This is a genomic window from Curtobacterium sp. MCPF17_046 (assembly GCF_003224295.1).
Classification (GTDB): domain Bacteria; phylum Actinomycetota; class Actinomycetes; order Actinomycetales; family Microbacteriaceae; genus Curtobacterium.
This window is the reverse complement of record NZ_QKLB01000007.1, coordinates 56,509-73,788: the sequence shown is the minus strand read 5'-3', so window position 1 is coordinate 73,788 and position 17,280 is coordinate 56,509. Positions and strand designations below refer to the sequence as shown.

The window sequence follows — 17,280 nt, the reverse complement described above, 5'->3', positions numbered from 1 at the left end:
GGCTGCGTAGGATCTCGGGGTGCCCAGTCGCCGAGCCCCCTGGTCCCCGGACCGCCGGTCGGTCGACGACCCCGACCCGGCACGAGCGCTGACCGACGATCGCGCCACGGACGGTCCGGTCCAGCACCGCGGAGCACAGCACCGCGGGGCAGCGGTCCGGCGAGCGCTCGACCGCGGCGTGCTGGACCGGGCGTGGCTGCGCGTCACGGCCCTCGTGCTGCTCGCCGTCGCGGCCGCCTACCAGTGCTTCTGGCGCATCGGCGCCGGCAACATCGGCGGGGACGAGGCCACCTACGTCAAGGCCGGCCTCGCGTACGTGCACGGGGCGTTCGACCAGAACCGCGAGCACCCACCGACCGCCAAGTACCTGTTCGGCCTCGCGCAGCTGGTCGGTGGGCCGGGCGCCGTCGCACCCCGGGTCCTGGTCGCGTCGCTCGTCGTCCTCGGTGCGGCGGTCATGTTCGTCTGGCTGCGCGCGGAGGTCGGCTTCTGGTCCGGGTTCGCGGCCGCCGCACTCTGGACCATCACCCCTCGCGGCGGTGCCGGTGCCCGCCTGGACCGGGTGGCGCTGCTCGACCCGGTGATGGTGTTCTTCGCCCTGGCGGCACTCTTCGCGATCTGGGTGTGGATCCGTACCGACCGCTGGTGGTGGGTGCCCGTGTCGGCGGTGCTCATGGCGGCGTCGGTCACGTCGAAGGCGTCGACCCTCGTGCTGCTGCCGGTCTTCGTCCTGGCCCCGGTGCTGTTCGGCCGGTGGCGTGCGCTCCTCGTCGGCGGAGCGGTGTGGGCGGCCACGTTCGTCGTCGCCGTCGTCGCGCTCTACGCCCCCATGGGGATGCGCTCCGCGGTGCAGTACATGCTCACCTTCCAGTCCGGACAGAACGAGCACGGACACCTCATCTCGATCGCCGGCCGCACGTACCAGTTCGCTCCGTGGTGGGCGAACTGGTGGTTCCTGCTCCGCGGGGTCGGCACGCCCGTGGTGGTGGTGCTCGCCGTCGCCGTGCTGCTCGCGGTGGTCGTGCGTCCGGGCAGGCTCGTGGTGTTCCTCCTCGCGCCGCTGGTCCTGCTCGTGGCGTTCTACTCGCTCGCCGCCGAGATCGCGCTGCCGACCTACTACGCGGCGTGGATGCCGTTCATCGTGATGCTCGCCGCCGTGGGGCTCGGGCAGCTCAGCCGCCTGCGACCACGGTGGCTGACGAGCAGCATCGCCGTCGTGCTCGTCCTGGTGGCACTGGTCGGGAGCATCCCGACCGCCCGGACGATCTGGGAGGCACGTGCCACCGGCGTCGCCCGGCTGCTCCCGCTCCTGCGGCACGAGGGCATCCGGGACGGTCAGGTCTTCTTCGGCGCGATCACCCCGAGCGACTACGACCAGTACGTCGGGGACCGCGGGGTCCGGGACGTGGTCGATGCACCGTTCGTCGCGATCGTGGTCGGCCGGGACCGTCGCTTCCCGCTGCCGCCGGAGGTGCAGGAACTGCTGACGTCCGAGCGGTCGTCGTTCGAGCGGGTGCGACTCGACCGCGTCGTGGCGTGGATCCCGGACGGGGAGATCGTCCGGACGTCCGACGGCGGGCTGACCGTGCAGCGCTGACCGTCGGGCGCCCCGGTGCGGGTGGCCGTGAGCGACGGCTCCACCTTCGGCTGCACGGGAAGCCGTGATCTGGGGCCGGCAGCGGGACTTGAACCCGCAACCCCCGTATTACAAGTACGGTGCGCTACCAATTGCGCCATGCCGGCTGACCCGCCCATCGTACCGGGCGGACACGACGACGGCGCCCGGGCCGCAGCCCGAGCGCCGTCACACCCGCCTACTCCTGCGCCGAGAAGTTGAGCGAGATCGAGTTCATGCAGTAGCGGTCGCCCGTGGGCGTCCCGAAGCCGTCCGGGAACACGTGGCCGAGGTGGCCGCCGCAGTTCGCGCAGCGGACCTCGGTGCGGGCCATGCCGAGCGAGTTGTCCTCGATGAGCTGCACCGCGTCGGGATCGACCGACTCGTAGAACGACGGCCAGCCGCAGCCGGAGTCGAACTTCGTGCCGCTCTTGAACAGCTCCGCACCACACGCGGCACACGTGTAGACGCCGGCACGCTCCTCGTCGAGGAGTTCACCGGTCCACGGGCGCTCCGTCCCGGCCTGGCGCAGCACGGCGTACTGGTCAGGGGAGAGCTCCTCGCGCCACTGGGCGTCGGACTTTTCGACCTTGTAAGCCATGTGCGTACCTCCTGGTTCCGACCGGGGCTCGTGCCCGCCGGTCATCGTGCGTCACACCAGTAAACTCCGACCGATGTCCGAGCATTCCGTCCGCCGTGCCCGCTGGGAGCACCTGACGACCGACGAACTGTACGACATCGTGCGGCTCCGGAACCGGGTGTTCGCCCTCGAACAGCGGGTCTCGGCCGAGGACTTCGACGGCCGTGACCGCGACCCGGACACCGAGCACTGGTGGGTCGGCGTCGGGGACGGACCGGTCGTCGGGTACCTCCGCCTGGTCCGGCCGGCACCGGACGAGCCGCACCCAGCGGGGACCGCTGTGCCGACCCGCGTGATCGGCCGCGTCGCCACCCACCCCGACCACCGCGGCCAGGGGATCGCCGGCGGCCTGGTGGCGGCGGTGCTCGGGTCGCACGGCGCCGAGCCGTTCGTCCTGCACGCCCAGCAGTACGTCGCCGGACTGTACGAACGGCACGGGTTCGTCCGCTTCGGCGCCCCCTACGACGAGGCCGGCATCACCCACGTCGGCATGTACCGCCCCGGGGCCTGATGGACACGCGGGACCGCTACCGCGCCTACGCCGACCGGATCGACGGGGTCTCCCCGACGTACGCCGCCTGGGCGCGCTCGGTCGAGGGTCCGCTCGTCGACCTGCTCGACGCGGTGCCGGAGCCGAAGCGCCAGCCCGAGCTCCTGTTCGCGGTCGCGCGACGGTTGGGCGCCGACCCCGCTGACCCGGCAGCGCTCCGCGCACTCGGCCGGGAGGCCCGCCCCGCCCTCGTCGCGGCCCTCACCAGCGCCACGGTGCAGGCCAACGACCCGCGACGGCTCGCCCCCGTCGTCCCGGTGCTCGCCGCGCTCTCGGCGGCCTCGGCGCGACCCCTCGGTCTGCTCGACGTCGGAGCGGCGGCCGGACTCTGCTCGATCCCGGACCGCGTGACGCTCGACCACCGGCTCGTCGACCGTGCGCGTCCGGCCGGTCCGGTCCCGGGCGGTCCGGTCCCGTCCGGTCTGTTCCCGTCCGGCCCGGGGTCAACGCAGCGCGGACGACGGAGCGCGACGGCGGGCGACCTCGTCCGGGTGCACACGGCGGTCGAGGGGCCCGCGGTGCACCTCGTCGCCGAGGTCGTGGGGACACCACCCGCTCCCGCGACGACCCCGATCCGGATCGGTGCCCGCGTCGCCCTCGACCCGAACCCGATCGACCCCGCGGCGCCGGACGCGTTCGCCCGACTCGCCGAGGCCGTCCCGCCCGAGGCGACGGACCGGACCGCCCTGATGCGGGACGCGCTGCGGGCGACGCTGGTCGAGCCTCCCGTCCGGGTCCGCGGCAGCGTGCCGGACGACCTCGACCGGGCCCTCGACGCCCTGCCGGACGACTGCGAGCCGGTCGTCATGACCACGGGGACGCTCGTCTACGTGCCGGGCGCTGGGCGGCAGCGCTTCGTCGACCGGCTCCGCGAGCGGGGCGTCCGCTGGGTGGCGCTCGAACGCACCGGTGTCCTCACCGGGGTCGCGGCGACCCTGCCGGAGGACGTCGACCCCGCGGACCCGGACGCCTTCGCGACGCTCTCGCTCGACGGCCTGGCGCTCGCCGTGTCCGACGCCTTCGGCACCCGCGTCCGGTGGTCCGCCCCGCCCGAGGTGCTGGCGGAGACCGTGGGGTGAGCGGGTTCCGCGACAGTCCAGCACCGTGCCAGGGTCGACATGCCGCGCACCCCTACGATGTGCGAGACCTGCAACCCGTTCGCGATCGGACCAACCTGTGACCGCCCTCCCCGCCGACGAGCTCACCGAGCTCGCCAAGCACGTGCTCGCGTTCGAGCACGACCGGGCGCGGCACGACCGGACCAAGGAAGCGGAGATCCGGGTCGAGTTCGACATGTCGCCGACGCGGTACTACCAGGTGCTCAACCGCGTGATCGACACACCGGCCGCCCTCGCGTACGACCCGCAGCTCGTCACCCGGCTGCAGCGGCTCCGCAGCGCCCGGACGAGCGCACGCGCTGCCCGCAGTTTCGTCGCGCCCCCGGCCGACCCCGAAGGACGTGAAGAGGAACGATGACGAGATTCCCGCGAGACCGGTTCGACGACGTCGCAGACGGCCCCCGGGTCGGCGCCCACCGTGGTGCTGCCCGCCGGGGTGGCGGCTGGGTCGTCTTCGCGTGGGCCGCACTCGCGACCGGCGTGCTGGTCGGCATCGGGGTCCTCGTCCTCGCCCTGCTGAACGGCAGCGTGCAGTTCACGGAGGGGAGTGGTGGGTCGACGGCGTCCGCGACCTCGACGCCCTCGGCCAGCGCATCCTCGGACTCGGACTCGGACTCGGGTGCCGGCGCTGACGCGGACTCCGGGTCGGACGACGGGGGAGCGACGCAGTCGCCGTCGGCAGCGGCCGGCGCATCTGCTGCCGACCAGGGTGCGACGACGCTCGTCGTGCTGAACGGGACCTCGACGACCGGTCTGGCCGCGAACGCCTCGACGCGGCTCGGGACCGCCGGGTGGACCGTGAGCTCGACCGGGGACGCCGGGACGACCGGGGCGACCCAGACGATCGTCTACTACCAGCAGGAGTCGCAGGCGGCCGTCGCACAGGGCGTCGCGCAGGCGCTCGGGGTCAGCGCGGTGCAGCAGTCGGCGGCGTTCCCGAACGCGGACGTCTCGGTCGTGCTCGGCTCCGACTACACGGGCTGACCGGGGTCCGCGGCGGTCCTCCGTGGTCGTCGTGTTTCCGTCACGTTGCGGATCGGGGTGCTCCGCGTGAAATGCGTGTCACACCCCTTGCCGAAATGCCGTCCTTCGGTCAGAGTCACCAGTGGTCACCCCGTGATCGCGACGACGCCTCATGTTGCCGTCCGGGAGCGGGTGAGTCGACATGCGCTCGGACCCGGCGGCCACCTCGCGCGAGGGGGCCGTCGTTCGCAACAGCAGTACCGCAGGGAGCAAGGATCATGGCCAACGGAACCGTGAAGTGGTTCAACGCCGAGAAGGGCTTCGGCTTCATCACCGTGGATGGAGGGGGCCAGGACGTGTTCGTGCACTACTCGGCCATCGACATGAGCGGCTACAAGGTCCTCGAGGAGGGCCAGGCGGTGACGTTCGACGTCGGCACCGGGTCGAAGGGCCCGCAGGCCGAGTCGGTCCGTCCCGCGTAGTCGTCCGGAACCACTCGCGAACGCGCCGTCCCCTCGGGGGCGGCGCGTTCGTCGTCCGCCGGGACGCGGTGGGTCGACCTGTGGAGTGGGGCAGAGCCTCCCCACTGTGTTGCACTCTCGGGTGGCGAGTGCCAGAATCGGGCTTGGCACTCGGCCAGGCTGAGTGCCAGAACGACCCCGATGACGACGTCCGGGAGGGACGAAGAACTCACATGGCAAAGATCATTGCTTTCAACGAAGAGGCCCGACGCGGCCTCGAGCGCGGCCTCAACCAGCTGGCCGACGCCGTGAAGGTGACGCTCGGCCCGCGCGGCCGCAACGTCGTCCTCGAGAAGAAGTGGGGCGCCCCCACGATCACGAACGACGGTGTCTCCATCGCCAAGGAGATCGAGCTCGACGACCCGTACGAGAAGATCGGTGCGGAGCTCGTCAAGGAGGTCGCCAAGAAGACCGACGACGTCGCCGGTGACGGTACGACCACCGCGACCGTCCTCGCCCAGGCCCTCGTCCGCGAAGGCCTCCGCAACGTCGCCGCCGGCGCCGACCCCATCTCCCTGAAGCGCGGCATCGAGAAGGCCGTCGCGGCCGTCTCCGAGCAGCTGCTCGCCGACGCCAAGGAGATCGAGACCAAGGACCAGATCGCCGCCACCGCGTCGATCTCGGCCGCTGACCCGACCATCGGCGCGCTCATCGCCGAGGCAATCGACAAGGTCGGCAAGGAAGGCGTCGTCACCGTCGAGGAGTCGAACACCTTCGGCACCGAGCTCGAGCTCACCGAGGGCATGCGCTTCGACAAGGGCTACCTGTCGCAGTACTTCGTCACCGACCCCGAGCGTCAGGAAGCCGTCTTCGAGGACGCGTACGTCCTGATCGTCAACTCGAAGATCTCGAACATCAAGGACCTCCTGCCGGTCGTCGACAAGGTGATCCAGGCGGGCAAGCAGCTCCTGATCATCGCCGAGGACGTCGACGGCGAGGCCCTGGCCACGCTCGTCGTGAACAAGATCCGCGGCATCTTCAAGTCCGTCGCCGTCAAGGCCCCGGGCTTCGGCGACCGCCGCAAGGCCATGCTGCAGGACATCGCGATCCTCACCGGCGGCCAGGTCATCTCGGAAGAGGTCGGCCTCAAGCTCGAGAACGCGACGCTCGACCTGCTCGGTCGTGCCCGCAAGGTCGTCATCACCAAGGACGAGACCACGATCGTCGAGGGTGCCGGCGACGCCGACCAGATCGCGGGCCGCGTCAAGCAGATCCGCGCCGAGATCGAGGCGACCGACTCCGACTACGACCGCGAGAAGCTCCAGGAGCGCCTCGCGAAGCTCGCCGGTGGCGTCGCCGTCATCAAGGCGGGTGCCGCGACCGAGGTCGAGCTCAAGGAGCGCAAGCACCGCATCGAGGACGCCGTCCGCAACGCGAAGGCCGCCGTCGAAGAGGGCATCGTCGCCGGTGGTGGCGTCGCCCTCATCCAGGCCGGCAAGGTCGCGCTCGACGGTCTCTCGCTCGAGGGTGACGAGGCCACGGGTGCGAACATCGTGCGCGTCGCCATCGACGCCCCGCTCAAGCAGATCGCGCTGAACGCCGGTCTCGAGCCGGGTGTCGTCGCCGCTCGTGTCCGCGAGCTCGAGGCCGGCCACGGCCTCAACGCCGCGACGGGTGAGTACGTCGACCTCATCGCCGCGGGCATCATCGACCCGGCCAAGGTCACGCGCTCGGCGCTGCAGAACGCCGCGTCGATCGCCGGTCTGTTCCTCACGACCGAGGCCGTCGTCGCCGACAAGCCGGAGAAGACTCCGGCCATGCCGGCCGGCGACCCCACGGGTGGCATGGACTTCTAGTCCGTCCTGCCGGCAAGGGCCCTCGTACGCTGCGCGTGCGGGGGCCCTTCCGCGTGCGCGGCCGCCCCTCCGCGTGCGTGGCCGCCCCTCCGAGGTTCCGTAATACGCGCATCTCGCGCGTCGAGATCGCAGATTTGCGGAACCGCGACGAATGCAGACGGCACGTCGTGGAACCGGCGGTGTCGGGCACGCGCCGAGACTCCGTCGCCTTCACTCCGTCGCACAGGAGGCCCGGCTCACCTCCGTCTCCACAAGCGGGATCCACGTCCTGTCCACGCTGGTCCTCGTCGACGAGGCTGCCCGCCATGAGCAGACCAGCCCCACTCCCCGTGCCCGACGACGGTCCGTTCCGCGTGCGCGACGCGGTGGCCGCTGGCGCGACCCGCGCACGGCTCAGTCGGACGGACCTGGAAGCACCCATCCACGGGGTCCGCGCTCCCTCTGGCCTCGGTGTGTCCACGGTCGAGGCGCTCGCACTGGTGCTCCGCGATGACCAGTTCTTCAGCCATGGCACCGCGGCACTGCTCTGGGGAGCGCCGGTGTCAGGCCACTTCGGAGACGAGGCGGTCCACGTGACGTCCGTCGGAGTTGCTCCGGTCATGCGGCGCCCGCACGTCGTCGCACATCGCGTCCGGGACCCGACCGTCGACGTGCGGTACCGGAACGGGTTCCGGCTCAGCGCGCCGGCGCGCTCGTGGTACGAGTGTGCCGGGTCGTCGATCCTCGAAGACCTCGTCGTGCTCGGCGACTACTTCGTCGGTCCTGCGGGTCTGGCGACGCTCGACGGACCGCGAGCGGCGATCCCCCCGAGAGGACGACACGTTCGGCGAGCGCGAGCTGCGCTGGCGCGGGTCCGGGCCGGATCGGAGTCACCGATGGAGAGCAGGATGCGAGTCCGGGTCGTCGATGCGGGGTTCCCGGAGCCGGAGGTGAACCACGACGTCTTCGACGCGTCGGGCTCGTTCCTGGGGCGGGCGGACATGGCATGGCCAGACCTCCGGATCGCCCTCGAGTACGACGGCGACCACCACCGTGAACAGCAGACCTTCCGACATGATCGACGGCGATCGAACGGCTTCGTCGTGAACGACTGGATCGTCGTGCACGCGACTGCGCTCGACGCGGACCGTCCCGCGGTGCTGTTCGAGCGTCTCCGACAGGCGTTCGAGCAACGACGTGTCGAACGGCCGGCAGGTCCGATGCGCGCGGCGGTTCCGCGACGCGCCGCATGAGTTCTGACGAGGTTCCACGATCGGCGCATCTCGGCCGTCGAGGTTCCAGAATTGCGGAACCTCGCGCCGACCGCCGCCGCCGCCGGGCAACGGGCGCCCGGCGCGCGCGTCAGGACAGGGTGGGGGCCGCGGGGTCAGCGTCGCGGGGCAGGAGCGGGAGCCAGACGCGGAAGGTCGCGCCACCGCCCGGGGTGTCGAACACCTCGACCGACCCGTGGTGCGCGTGCACGATGCCCGACACGATCGCGAGACCGAGCCCCGAGCCGCCGGTGTCCCGCGCGCGCGAGGTGTCGGCACGCCAGAAGCGCTGGAAGATCTTGTCGCGCAGCTGCGGCGGGATGCCCTCGCCGTGGTCGATGACGTCGATGTGCGCCATGCCGCGGTCGTCGTCCACGCCGATGCCGATCTCGATCGGGTCGTCGTGCTCGGTGAACCGCATCGCGTTGCCCATCAGGTTCGTGATGACCTGCCGGATCTTGTTCTCCTCGGCCAGGACGATCGGCGGGCGCTTCGGCAGCACGATCGTCGGCAGCGGGGTGGTCTCGTCCGTCGGCTTCGCGTCGACGTTCATGGCCCGGGTCCGTCGAGCACGCAGTCTGGCGATCGTCTGCCGCGAGAACGCGATCGGCCCGGTGGTGTTGAGCGACGGCGACACCGGGGCGGGACCACCGGCCTCGCCGTCCGCTGCCGGCCCGAAGGAGCTGGCGGGGCGGACGGCCTGCGGGACGTTCTCGCCGGTCACGGCGTCCTCGACGAGGACCTGGATCTCGCGGTCCGGGTTCGAGGCCATCGTGTCGAGGGCCGAGTCGCGGGCGATGGCGACGAGGTCGACGGGCCCGAGCTCGAGGGGCTTCGACTCGTCGATGCGGGCGAGCTGGAGCAGGTCCTGCACGAGCAGGCCCATGCGCTGGGCTTCCTTCTCGATCCGGTCCATGGCCTGGGCGACGTCCTCCTCCTTGCGGAGGGCGCCCATCCGGTAGAGCTCGGCGTACCCGCGGAGCGACACGAGCGGCGTCCGGAGTTCGTGGGATGCGTCACCGACGAAGCGGCGCATCTGGTCGATGGTGCGCTGCCGGTCCTCGAAGGCGTCGTCGATGCGTTCGAGCATGGCGTTCAGGGACCGGTTGAGGCGCCCGACCTCGGTGTTCGGGGTGTCGGCGTCGAGGCGCTGGTTGAAGTCGCCGGCGGCGAAGCGGGCGGCCGTGTCCTCGACGTTGCGGAGCGGGTCGAACGTCGCCGTCACGAGGAGGCGCGTGAGCATCGCCCCGAGCAGGATCACCGCGATGCCGAAGAACAGGAAGATGACGGTGAACCGGAGGATGGTCTGGTCGGTGTCCGCGCTGGACACGGCGACGAGGACGTACCCGGTCTCGGTGGCGCCGTTCGACAGGTTCTGCAGGTTCGCGGGGATGACCTGGGCCCGCCACTCGTGGCTGTGCTGCCGGTCGTACAGGCTGAACGGATGCGCAGCCGACGCGGCGGCCGTGAAGTCCACGCGGGAGATGTCCGGCTGGGACGAGGACTGGGTGTCGCAGATCTGCTCGCCGTTGCCGTCGTACGCGGCCACGTAGGAGCTCTTCTCGAGGACGACGGACAGGTTGCAGTACTGCTCGCCGTCGCTGACGTTCTGCCCCTCGAGCTGCGAGCTCGTGGTCTCGACCTGCGTGTCGAGTCGCAGGTTGAGGTATGTGCTCAGGACGGTCATCGTGCCGAGGCCGGCGACGAGCAGGCCGAGGGCGACCAGGAGGACGGTGATCCCGGTGATCTTGGTGCGGAGGGAGATCCCGTCCCACCAGTGGCTCATTCGCTCGTGCATGCTTCCCCAACAGTAAGCGGCGGCCGTCGGGAAGATCCCGACGGCCGCCGACAGTCAGCTGTGCGACCTGCGCGGTCCGACGCTCAGGAGGCCTTGGTCGCCTTGAGCATGTAGCCGAACCCGCGCTTGGTCTGGATGATCGGCTCGGACGAGTACTGGTCGAGCTTGCGGCGCAGGTAGGAGATGTAGGACTCGACGATCCCGGCGTCGCCGTTGAAGTCGTACTCCCACACGTGGTCGAGGATCTGCGCCTTCGAGAGCACGCGGTTCGGGTTGAGCATGAGGTAGCGGAGGAGCTTGAACTCCGTGGGGGAGAGTTCGATCTGCGCGTCGCCGATGGTGACCTCGTGCGTGTCCTGGTCCATCGTGAGCTCACCCGCGCGGATGATCGCGTCCTCTTCGTCGTTCATCGTGCGACGGAGGATCGCCTTGATGCGGGCGACGATCTCGTCGAGCGAGAACGGCTTGGTGACGTAGTCATCACCTCCGACCGTGAGACCGGTGATCTTGTCCTCGGTGTCGTCCTTCGCCGTGAGGAAGAGGATCGGCGAGGTGTAGCCCGACGAGCGGAGGCGCTTGGTCACGCCGAACCCGTTCATGTCGGGGAGCATGACGTCGAGGATGATGAGGTCCGGCTCCTCCTCGAGCACGGCGGAGATCGCCTGTGCGCCGTTCCCGACCGCACGCACCGCGAATCCGGCGAAGCGCAGCGAGGTCGTGAGGAGATCGCGGATGTTCGGCTCGTCGTCGACGATGAGGATCTTGGGTCCGTCGGTCATGCGACCATCCTCTGACTGTTCCCTGGTTGCTTCCTGGGAGCACTTCGTGTGTTGGCCAGAGGTGGTCTGGAGTCCGGGTACTACGCCACGGCCGGGGCGATCTGGTCCGCGTCGAGGATCGTGTACGAGTACCCCTGCTCCGCGAGGAACCGCTGCCGGTTCTGCGCGAAGTCCTGGTCGACCGTGTCCCGCGTGACGAGCGTGTAGAACGACGCCGGGACGCCGTCCTTGTTCGGGCGGAGGAGGCGGCCGAGCCGCTGTGCTTCTTCTTGGCGGGACCCGAACGAGCCCGACACCTGGATCGCCACGGTCGCGTCCGGCAGGTCGACCGAGAAGTTCGCGACCTTGGACACCACGAGCACGTCGATCGAGCCCTCGCGGAACGCCTGGTACAGCCGCTCCCGTTCCTCGACCGGCGTCGCGCCCGTGATCTCGGCGGCGTCCAGGGAGGCCGCGAGCTCGTCGAGCTGGTCGATGTACTGGCCGATCACCAGGATCTGCTCACCGTGGTGCTTCTCGATGAGGTCCCGCACGACCGGGGTCTTGGCCGGTGAGGTCGCCGCGAGCCGGTACCGCTCGTCGTCGCTCGACGCCGCGTACTCCAGCCGGTCTTCGTGTGCGAGGTCGATCCGGACCTCGTAGCACTCGGCGGGGGAGATGTAGCCCTGGGCCTCGATCTCCTTCCACGGTGCGTCGTAGCGCTTCGGCCCGATCAGGGAGAACACGTCCCCTTCGCGCCCGTCCTCGCGCACGAGCGTCGCGGTGAGCCCGAGGCGACGACGTGCCTGGAGGTCGGCGGTCAGCTTGAACACCGGGGCGGGGAGCAGGTGCACCTCGTCGTAGACCACGAGCCCCCAGTCGAGGGCGTCGAGCAGCGACAGGTGCGTGTACGCGCCCTTCCGGCGGGCGGTGAGGATCTGGTAGGTCGCGATCGTGACCGGCCGGATCTCCTTGACGCTGCCCGAGTACTCGCCGATCTCGTCCTCGGTGAGGGTCGTCCGCTTGAGCAGCTCGGTCCGCCACTGCCGGGCGGAGACGGTGTTCGTGACGAGGATGAGCGTCGTCGCCTTCACGGTCGCCATCGCTCCGGCACCGACCAGCGTCTTGCCGGCACCACAGGGCAGCACGACGACGCCGGACCCCTGCTGGAAGAAGCTGTCCACGGCGTCGTGCTGGTACGGCCGGAGGTCCCAGTCCGTGGTGTCGAGGTCGATGTCGTGCGGCTGACCGGGCGTGTAGCCGGCGAGGTCCTCGGCGGGCCAGCCGATCTTCACGAGCTCCTGCTTGACCTGCCCGCGGGCCCAGGCCTGCAGCTCGACGGCCGTGTCCGAGCGGCGCTCACCGAGGAGCGGCTGGATGCGCTTGGACCGGGTGACCTCGGCCAGGAGCGCGGGGTCCGACGCGGTCAGCACGAGAGCGGGCTGCTGCTCGAGCTCCTCGGTCGGGGAGTTCGCGATGACGGGGGCGTCCTCGCGCTCCTCGCGCCGGATCACCAGACGGCCGTACCGGGAGACGGTGTCCTCGATGTCGACCGTGACGCTCTGCGGCACCGGGAACTTGGCGAACCGTTCGAGGGTGTCGACCATGGACGCGGCGTCGTGTCCGGCCGCCCGGGCGTTCCAGAGGCCGAGCCGCGTGATGCGGTACGTGTGCACGTGCTCGGGTGCCCGCTCGAGCTCGGCGAACACCGCGAGCGCGTGGCGGGCGTCCTCGGCGTCGGGGTGCGCGACCTCGAGCAGCACGGTGCGGTCACTCTGCACGATCAGCGGTCCGTTCATGACGGATCAGCCTAGGCGGCGCAGCTGGTGCGTCGCCCGGTTGTCCACAGGACGGCCGTCAGGCATCGCTCTCGATCGTGACCACGAGGGAGAGCGGGAGGGTCCGCTCGACGTCGACCGCGGTGTCCTTCCCCCGCACCCGACCGGCCGCGACCGAGGTCGGGACGATCGAGAACGGCTTCTCCGACCCGTCCGGCATCCGGACGGTCACGCGGATCGGGGTCCGGCCGCGCACGGCCATGTCGATCTGGCGGGCCATCCACTCCTGCTCCGGTTCCGCGTCGCCGCGTTCCGTCGTCAGTCGCAGCCGCTCCACCAGGGCGCGGGCCGCCTGCTCCGGTGAGCGACTCGGCGTCCGCCGCCGGACGGGAGGCCCGGATCGCGTCTCCGGGCGGGCGTCGGCTGCGAGCACGGCCGGGTACCGCTGGTCCTCGAGTGCACTGGCCACGACGTGCGGCGGGTACTTCGTCACGAGGGTCGTGAGGTCGGGTCGCTCCCACGCCAGCTGGCGGAGCTCGGCATCGACCCCGACGAGGTCGAGCTGCTCGGGCGTCCCGTGCACGACCGACCCGAGGTCGCCCTCGCCACGGCCCACGACGACACTGCCGTCCCGGGTCGCGACCTGGTCGATGAGGTACGTGAGGGGCTGCGGGACGTCCGTGGCGCCGAGCCGGGTGAAGAGCGCCACGACCTCGTCGCGGGTCCGTCCGGCCCGGAGCGCCCGGCGGAGCGAGTCCTCGGACACCCGGTACCGAGCGGCGAGCCCCGGCGCCTCCAGGTCGGCGACGGCACGGAGGTCGTCGTCGTCGGCGGGCGACAGCGGACCCGGCGCGATGACCGTCAGGTCCGGCTGGAGGTACACGCCGTCGACCGTCCCCGGCAGGTCGGCGACCGCCGCGGCCAGGGCGGCGTCGCGGTCGTCCCCGAGCAGTGCGTGCCCGGTGGACGTCAGGCGCCCGGCCACCGCGAGCCCGAGGACGCCCGCGGCGCCGGCCGCGTCGAGCAGGGCCGCGTCGAGCCAGCGCGAGCCGGCCGGGTACGCCCACCGGCCCAGCGTCACGAGGTCGGTGAGGTCGTCGTCCGCGAGCGTGAGGACCTCGACCACGGCGGGGGCGAGGGCGTCGCGCCAGTCGTGCACGAGCGATGCCCACCGCTCCGGCCACGTGGCGTGCAGCCAGGTCCGGCCGCGGTCCGAGACCGTCCAGGACCCGTCCACGGGGTGGGCGGCACCGATCCGGTCGAGCAGGGCGAGGCGGTCCGCGACCACGGCGGCGTCGGCCCCCGTGCGTTCGGCGAGCTGTCGGGCGAGGGGCGCCCCGATCCCGCCCTTCGCGAGCTCGCGGACGGCGCCGTCGTCGGCCGCGCGGAGGAGCTCCGCGAGCACCGTGAGCGTCTCGAAGGCGTGCTCCGCTCCGGTCGCGCGGGCGCGGGCGTAGTCGGTGCCCCCGTCAGCATCCCGCTGGGCGGCGGCTGCGGGGCGGACCGGAGCCGGGCCTCCCGGGCCGTCGGGGACGAGGTCCGGGCGGGCCGCGAGCCGGGAGGTGACCGCGTCGTCGACGGCGCCGTCACGGCCGACGAGCCCGAGTGCGACGGCCGGCGCGAGGTCCTCGGCGGGGCCCCCGTCGCGGAGTGCGACGAGCGTGCGGCGCGGGAGCCGTTCGACGGCGGCGTCCACCGCGTCGTCGGTGCGGAGCGCCTCGGCGAGGTCGAAGAAGTCCGCGATGTGCTGCGGTCCGGACTCGCCGAGCGCGGCGGTGGGGAGGGCGCGCGCGAGCACGAGCTGCTCGAGTGCGTCGTCGGGGAGCTCGCGCAGGCGTGCGGCGAGGTCCGTCGTGGTCGTCATCGTCCTCGGCCGGCGTCCGTGGCGGACGTCAGCGGGCCTCTGCGCGGTGCTGCCGGGCCTTGCGGGTCCAGGTGAGGGCCAGGAGCGCCAGCATGAGGACGAAGGCGACCGGAGGGCCGAAGTAGACGACGCCGAGGGCGACCGGCCATATGCCGTCCCCGGGGATCTGCTTCATCGTCAGCCACCCGGTGATCATGACGATGAAGCTCGCCAGGATGAGGAGGACGATCCCACCGACCATGAACGCGAGTGTGCGTTCGGTACGATTGGACGTCGCCGGGGGTTCCGCAGCAGTGCGGGGGTCCCCGGTGGATCGGGTCGGCTTGGCCATCGGCCCAGGATATCCGACGCACCGCGGCCGTCCATGTATCGAGGAGTCCCAGCATGCCCACCGGCAAGGTCAAGTTCTACGACGACCAGAAGGGCTTCGGCTTCATCACCGGAGACGACGGCGACCAGGTCTTCCTGCACGCCTCCTCCCTGCCCGACGGTGTGGCCACGGTGAAGGCCGGCACCAAGCTCGAGTACGGCGTGGTGCAGGGCAAGAAGGGTTCGCAGGCGCTGACCGTGCGGATCCTCGAAGCGCCGGCGTCGCTCTCCAAGATGACCCGTCGCTCCGCCGACGACATGGCCGTCATCGTCGAGGACCTGGTGAAGGAACTCGACCGCATCAGCGGTGACCTCAAGCGGGGCCGCTACCCGAAGAACGGTGAGCGGATCGCCACCATCCTGCGACACGTCGCCGACCAGTTGGACGCGTGAACATGACCACCGACCTCACCGAGCTCGCCCGCGGCGCACTGCTCGAGATCACCCCCGAAGCCACCGTCGGGAGCCCCGTCGGCACCGTCGACGAGGGCGACGGCGTCGTCTCCGTCCTCTTCGCCAACCGCATGCCGGGGTACCCGGGGTGGCGCTGGACCGTCAGCATCGCCCAGGTCGAGGGTGACGAGCCCACCGTGCTCGAGGTCGAACTGATGCCGGGTGACGGCTCGTTGCTCGCGCCGGAGTGGGTGCCGTGGTCGGAGCGACTGGCCGAGTACCGGGCCGCGCAGGACGACGAGGAGTCGGACGAGGACGACGAGGAGTCGGACGACGAGGACGACGAGGACGACTTCGACGACGAGTCTGATGACGACGAGTCGGACGACGACGAAGACGACGACGGCGACGATGACTCCGACGACGGCGACGAGTCGGACGAGGACGAGGACGACGACGAGGACGAGGACCAGCCGGCCGCCCCGCCAGCCCGCACTCGCGGCCGTCGCCGCACCCGCCGCGTCGGTCCCGTCGACCCGGACGACGACCTGGATCTGGACCAGCTCGACGCCGGCGAGACCGACCCGGGCTTCCACCGGTCCTGACCCGTCGGTCCACCTCACGCAACGAGGGCGGTGTCGCGCAACGGAACACCGTTGCGTGACACCGCCCTCGTTGCGTCTCGCGGCGGCGGGGTCAGCTCGCCAGGGCAGCCACCACGTGGTCGATCGCCCGCGTGAGCTTGGTGACGTCGTCGGGGTCGATCGCCGTGAAGGTCGCGACACGGAGCTGGTTCCGGCCGAGCTTCCGGTACGGCTCCGTGTCGACGATGCCGTTCTGCCGGAGCGTCGCGGCCACGGCCTTGGCGTCGATCGAGTCGTCGAGGTCGATCGTCACGACGACCTGCGACCGGTGCTCCGGGTCGGTGACGAACGGCGTCGCGTAGTCGGAGGCCTCGGCCCAGTCGTAGAGCGTCGAGGACGACGTCTTCGTGCGGCCGTCGGCCCACGCCAGACCACCGGACTGGTTCATCCACCGCACCTGGTCGTCGAGGAGCAGCAGGGTCGTGATCGCCGGGGTGTTCAGCGTCTGGTCCAACCGGGAGTTGTCCACGGCGTTCTTCAGCGAGAGGAACTCCGGGATGTAGCGGTCGGACGCGGCGATCCGCTCGACACGCTCGATCGCCGCGGGGGAGAACAGCGCGAGCCAGAGCCCGCCGTCCGAGGCGAAGTTCTTCTGCGGGGCGAAGTAGTAGACGTCGGTCTGGTCGACGTCGAACGCGGCACCACCGGCAGCGCTCGTGGCGTCGACGACGGTCAGTGCACCGGGGTCGCCCGCGGCCCGCACAACCGGGGCCATGACGCCGGTCGAGGTCTCGTTGTGCGGGTAGGCGTAGACGTCGACACCCTCGACGATCTCGAGTTCGGCGCGGGACCCGCCCGGGGCCTCCACGACGTGCGGTGCCTCGAGCCACGGGGCGGCGGCGGCCTTGGCGAACTTCGACCCGAACTCACCGAAGGACAGGTTCTCCGCCCGGCGCTCGATGAGACCGAAGGCGGCGGCGTCCCAGAACGCTGTCGACCCGCCGTTGCCGAGCACGACCTCGTAGCCGTCCGGCACCTGGAACAGGTCGGCGAGGCCCTGCCGGACGGAGCCGACCAGGTCCTTGACGGGCTTCTGGCGGTGCGAGGTCCCGAGGACGGTCGCTCCGCGGGTGACGAGGGTCTCGAGCTGCGCTCCGCGGATCTTCGACGGACCACATCCGAAGCGGCCGTCGGTGGGGAGGAGGTCGGCTGGGATGACGATGTCTGCCATGGGCCGATCCTACCGACGGCCCTGCGGTCGCCCCCATGGACCGGCCGGACGG

At 71.1% G+C, this 17,280-nt stretch carries 17 protein-coding genes and 1 tRNA gene; 10 read left to right on the top strand and 8 right to left on the bottom strand.

Translation table 11 applies throughout. The features are described 5' to 3' along the window. Positions 1–19: 19 nt before the first annotated feature. Positions 20–1,597: a glycosyltransferase family 39 protein gene (locus tag DEJ32_RS08440; protein ID WP_110900946.1), complete on the top strand. Its 1,578-nt coding sequence runs from the start codon at positions 20–22 to the stop codon at positions 1,595–1,597. Positions 1,598–1,667: 70 nt separating this feature from the next. On the opposite strand, the gene DEJ32_RS08435 is transcribed toward DEJ32_RS08440, so the two are convergent. Both DEJ32_RS08435 and msrB read right to left on the bottom strand, forming a co-directional pair. Beyond that, positions 1,668–1,743: transfer RNA gene (locus DEJ32_RS08435), tRNA-Thr, on the bottom strand. A 71-nt stretch (positions 1,744–1,814) separates the two neighbouring features. Beyond that, positions 1,815–2,216 carry a peptide-methionine (R)-S-oxide reductase MsrB gene (gene msrB, locus DEJ32_RS08430; RefSeq protein WP_110900945.1) on the bottom strand — a complete coding sequence of 134 codons (402 nt, stop codon included), beginning with the start codon at positions 2,214–2,216 and terminating at the stop codon, positions 1,815–1,817. A 73-nt stretch (positions 2,217–2,289) separates the two neighbouring features. Here msrB and DEJ32_RS08425 point away from each other — a divergent pair, with 73 nt between their 5' ends. The 7 genes from DEJ32_RS08425 to DEJ32_RS08395 all read left to right on the top strand — a co-directional run bounded on the left by DEJ32_RS08425 (position 2,290) and on the right by DEJ32_RS08395 (position 8,435). Then, positions 2,290–2,766, top strand: a complete 477-nt coding sequence (locus DEJ32_RS08425) for a GNAT family N-acetyltransferase (protein WP_110900944.1) — start codon at positions 2,290–2,292, stop codon at positions 2,764–2,766. Then, the gene (locus DEJ32_RS08420; RefSeq protein ID WP_110900943.1) at positions 2,766–3,884 is read left to right on the top strand and encodes a DUF2332 family protein; all 1,119 of its coding nucleotides are present in this window, start codon (positions 2,766–2,768) and stop codon (positions 3,882–3,884) included. Before DEJ32_RS08425 ends, DEJ32_RS08420 begins: the two co-directional genes overlap by 1 nt. A gap of 97 nt (positions 3,885–3,981) precedes the next feature. Continuing rightward, positions 3,982–4,281, top strand: a complete 300-nt coding sequence (locus DEJ32_RS08415) for a DUF3263 domain-containing protein (protein ID WP_220032726.1) — start codon at positions 3,982–3,984, stop codon at positions 4,279–4,281. Beyond that, the gene (locus DEJ32_RS08410; RefSeq protein WP_110824094.1) at positions 4,278–4,907 is read left to right on the top strand and encodes a LytR C-terminal domain-containing protein; all 630 of its coding nucleotides are present in this window, start codon (positions 4,278–4,280) and stop codon (positions 4,905–4,907) included. The genes DEJ32_RS08415 and DEJ32_RS08410 overlap by 4 nt, the downstream gene beginning before the upstream one ends. Before the next feature lie 257 nt (positions 4,908–5,164). Then, positions 5,165–5,368, top strand: a complete 204-nt coding sequence (locus tag DEJ32_RS08405) for a cold-shock protein (RefSeq protein ID WP_022903461.1) — start codon at positions 5,165–5,167, stop codon at positions 5,366–5,368. Between the two features lie 212 nt (positions 5,369–5,580). Beyond that, a complete protein-coding gene (gene groL, locus DEJ32_RS08400; protein WP_110824093.1) occupies positions 5,581–7,203 on the top strand; it encodes a chaperonin GroEL in 1,623 nt (540 codons plus the stop codon). A 305-nt stretch (positions 7,204–7,508) separates the two neighbouring features. Continuing rightward, complete coding sequence (locus DEJ32_RS08395) at positions 7,509–8,435, top strand: hypothetical protein (RefSeq protein ID WP_146234111.1); 927 nt, start codon at positions 7,509–7,511, stop codon at positions 8,433–8,435. Between the two features lie 109 nt (positions 8,436–8,544). On the opposite strand, the gene DEJ32_RS08390 is transcribed toward DEJ32_RS08395, so the two are convergent. From DEJ32_RS08390 to DEJ32_RS08370, 5 genes are all read right to left on the bottom strand, one after another. After that, positions 8,545–10,251, bottom strand: coding sequence for a cell wall metabolism sensor histidine kinase WalK (locus DEJ32_RS08390; RefSeq protein WP_110824091.1), 1,707 nt, complete (start codon positions 10,249–10,251; stop codon positions 8,545–8,547). An 83-nt stretch (positions 10,252–10,334) separates the two neighbouring features. Further along, a complete protein-coding gene (locus DEJ32_RS08385; protein ID WP_058740468.1) occupies positions 10,335–11,030 on the bottom strand; it encodes a response regulator transcription factor in 696 nt (231 codons plus the stop codon). A gap of 80 nt (positions 11,031–11,110) precedes the next feature. Continuing rightward, positions 11,111–12,808 (bottom strand): DNA repair helicase XPB, encoded by a 1,698-nt coding sequence (locus tag DEJ32_RS08380; protein ID WP_110900941.1) that lies wholly within the window; start codon positions 12,806–12,808, stop codon positions 11,111–11,113. A gap of 58 nt (positions 12,809–12,866) precedes the next feature. Beyond that, positions 12,867–14,651 carry a helicase-associated domain-containing protein gene (locus DEJ32_RS08375; RefSeq protein WP_110900940.1) on the bottom strand — a complete coding sequence of 595 codons (1,785 nt, stop codon included), beginning with the start codon at positions 14,649–14,651 and terminating at the stop codon, positions 12,867–12,869. A gap of 28 nt (positions 14,652–14,679) precedes the next feature. Beyond that, positions 14,680–14,892, bottom strand: a complete 213-nt coding sequence (locus DEJ32_RS08370; RefSeq protein WP_110824087.1) for a hypothetical protein — start codon at positions 14,890–14,892, stop codon at positions 14,680–14,682. A 143-nt stretch (positions 14,893–15,035) separates the two neighbouring features. On the opposite strand from DEJ32_RS08370, the gene DEJ32_RS08365 reads away from it, so the two are divergent. Beyond that, a complete protein-coding gene (locus DEJ32_RS08365; protein ID WP_110824086.1) occupies positions 15,036–15,413 on the top strand; it encodes a cold-shock protein in 378 nt (125 codons plus the stop codon). Positions 15,414–15,415: 2 nt separating this feature from the next. Next, the gene (locus DEJ32_RS08360) at positions 15,416–16,018 is read left to right on the top strand and encodes a DUF3027 domain-containing protein (RefSeq protein WP_110900939.1); all 603 of its coding nucleotides are present in this window, start codon (positions 15,416–15,418) and stop codon (positions 16,016–16,018) included. A 91-nt stretch (positions 16,019–16,109) separates the two neighbouring features. Here DEJ32_RS08360 and serC read toward each other — a convergent pair whose 3' ends face one another. After that, on the bottom strand, positions 16,110–17,228 hold the full coding sequence (gene serC / locus DEJ32_RS08355) for a phosphoserine transaminase (protein WP_110900938.1): 1,119 nt from the start codon (positions 17,226–17,228) through the stop codon (positions 16,110–16,112). Positions 17,229–17,280 lie beyond the last annotated feature (52 nt).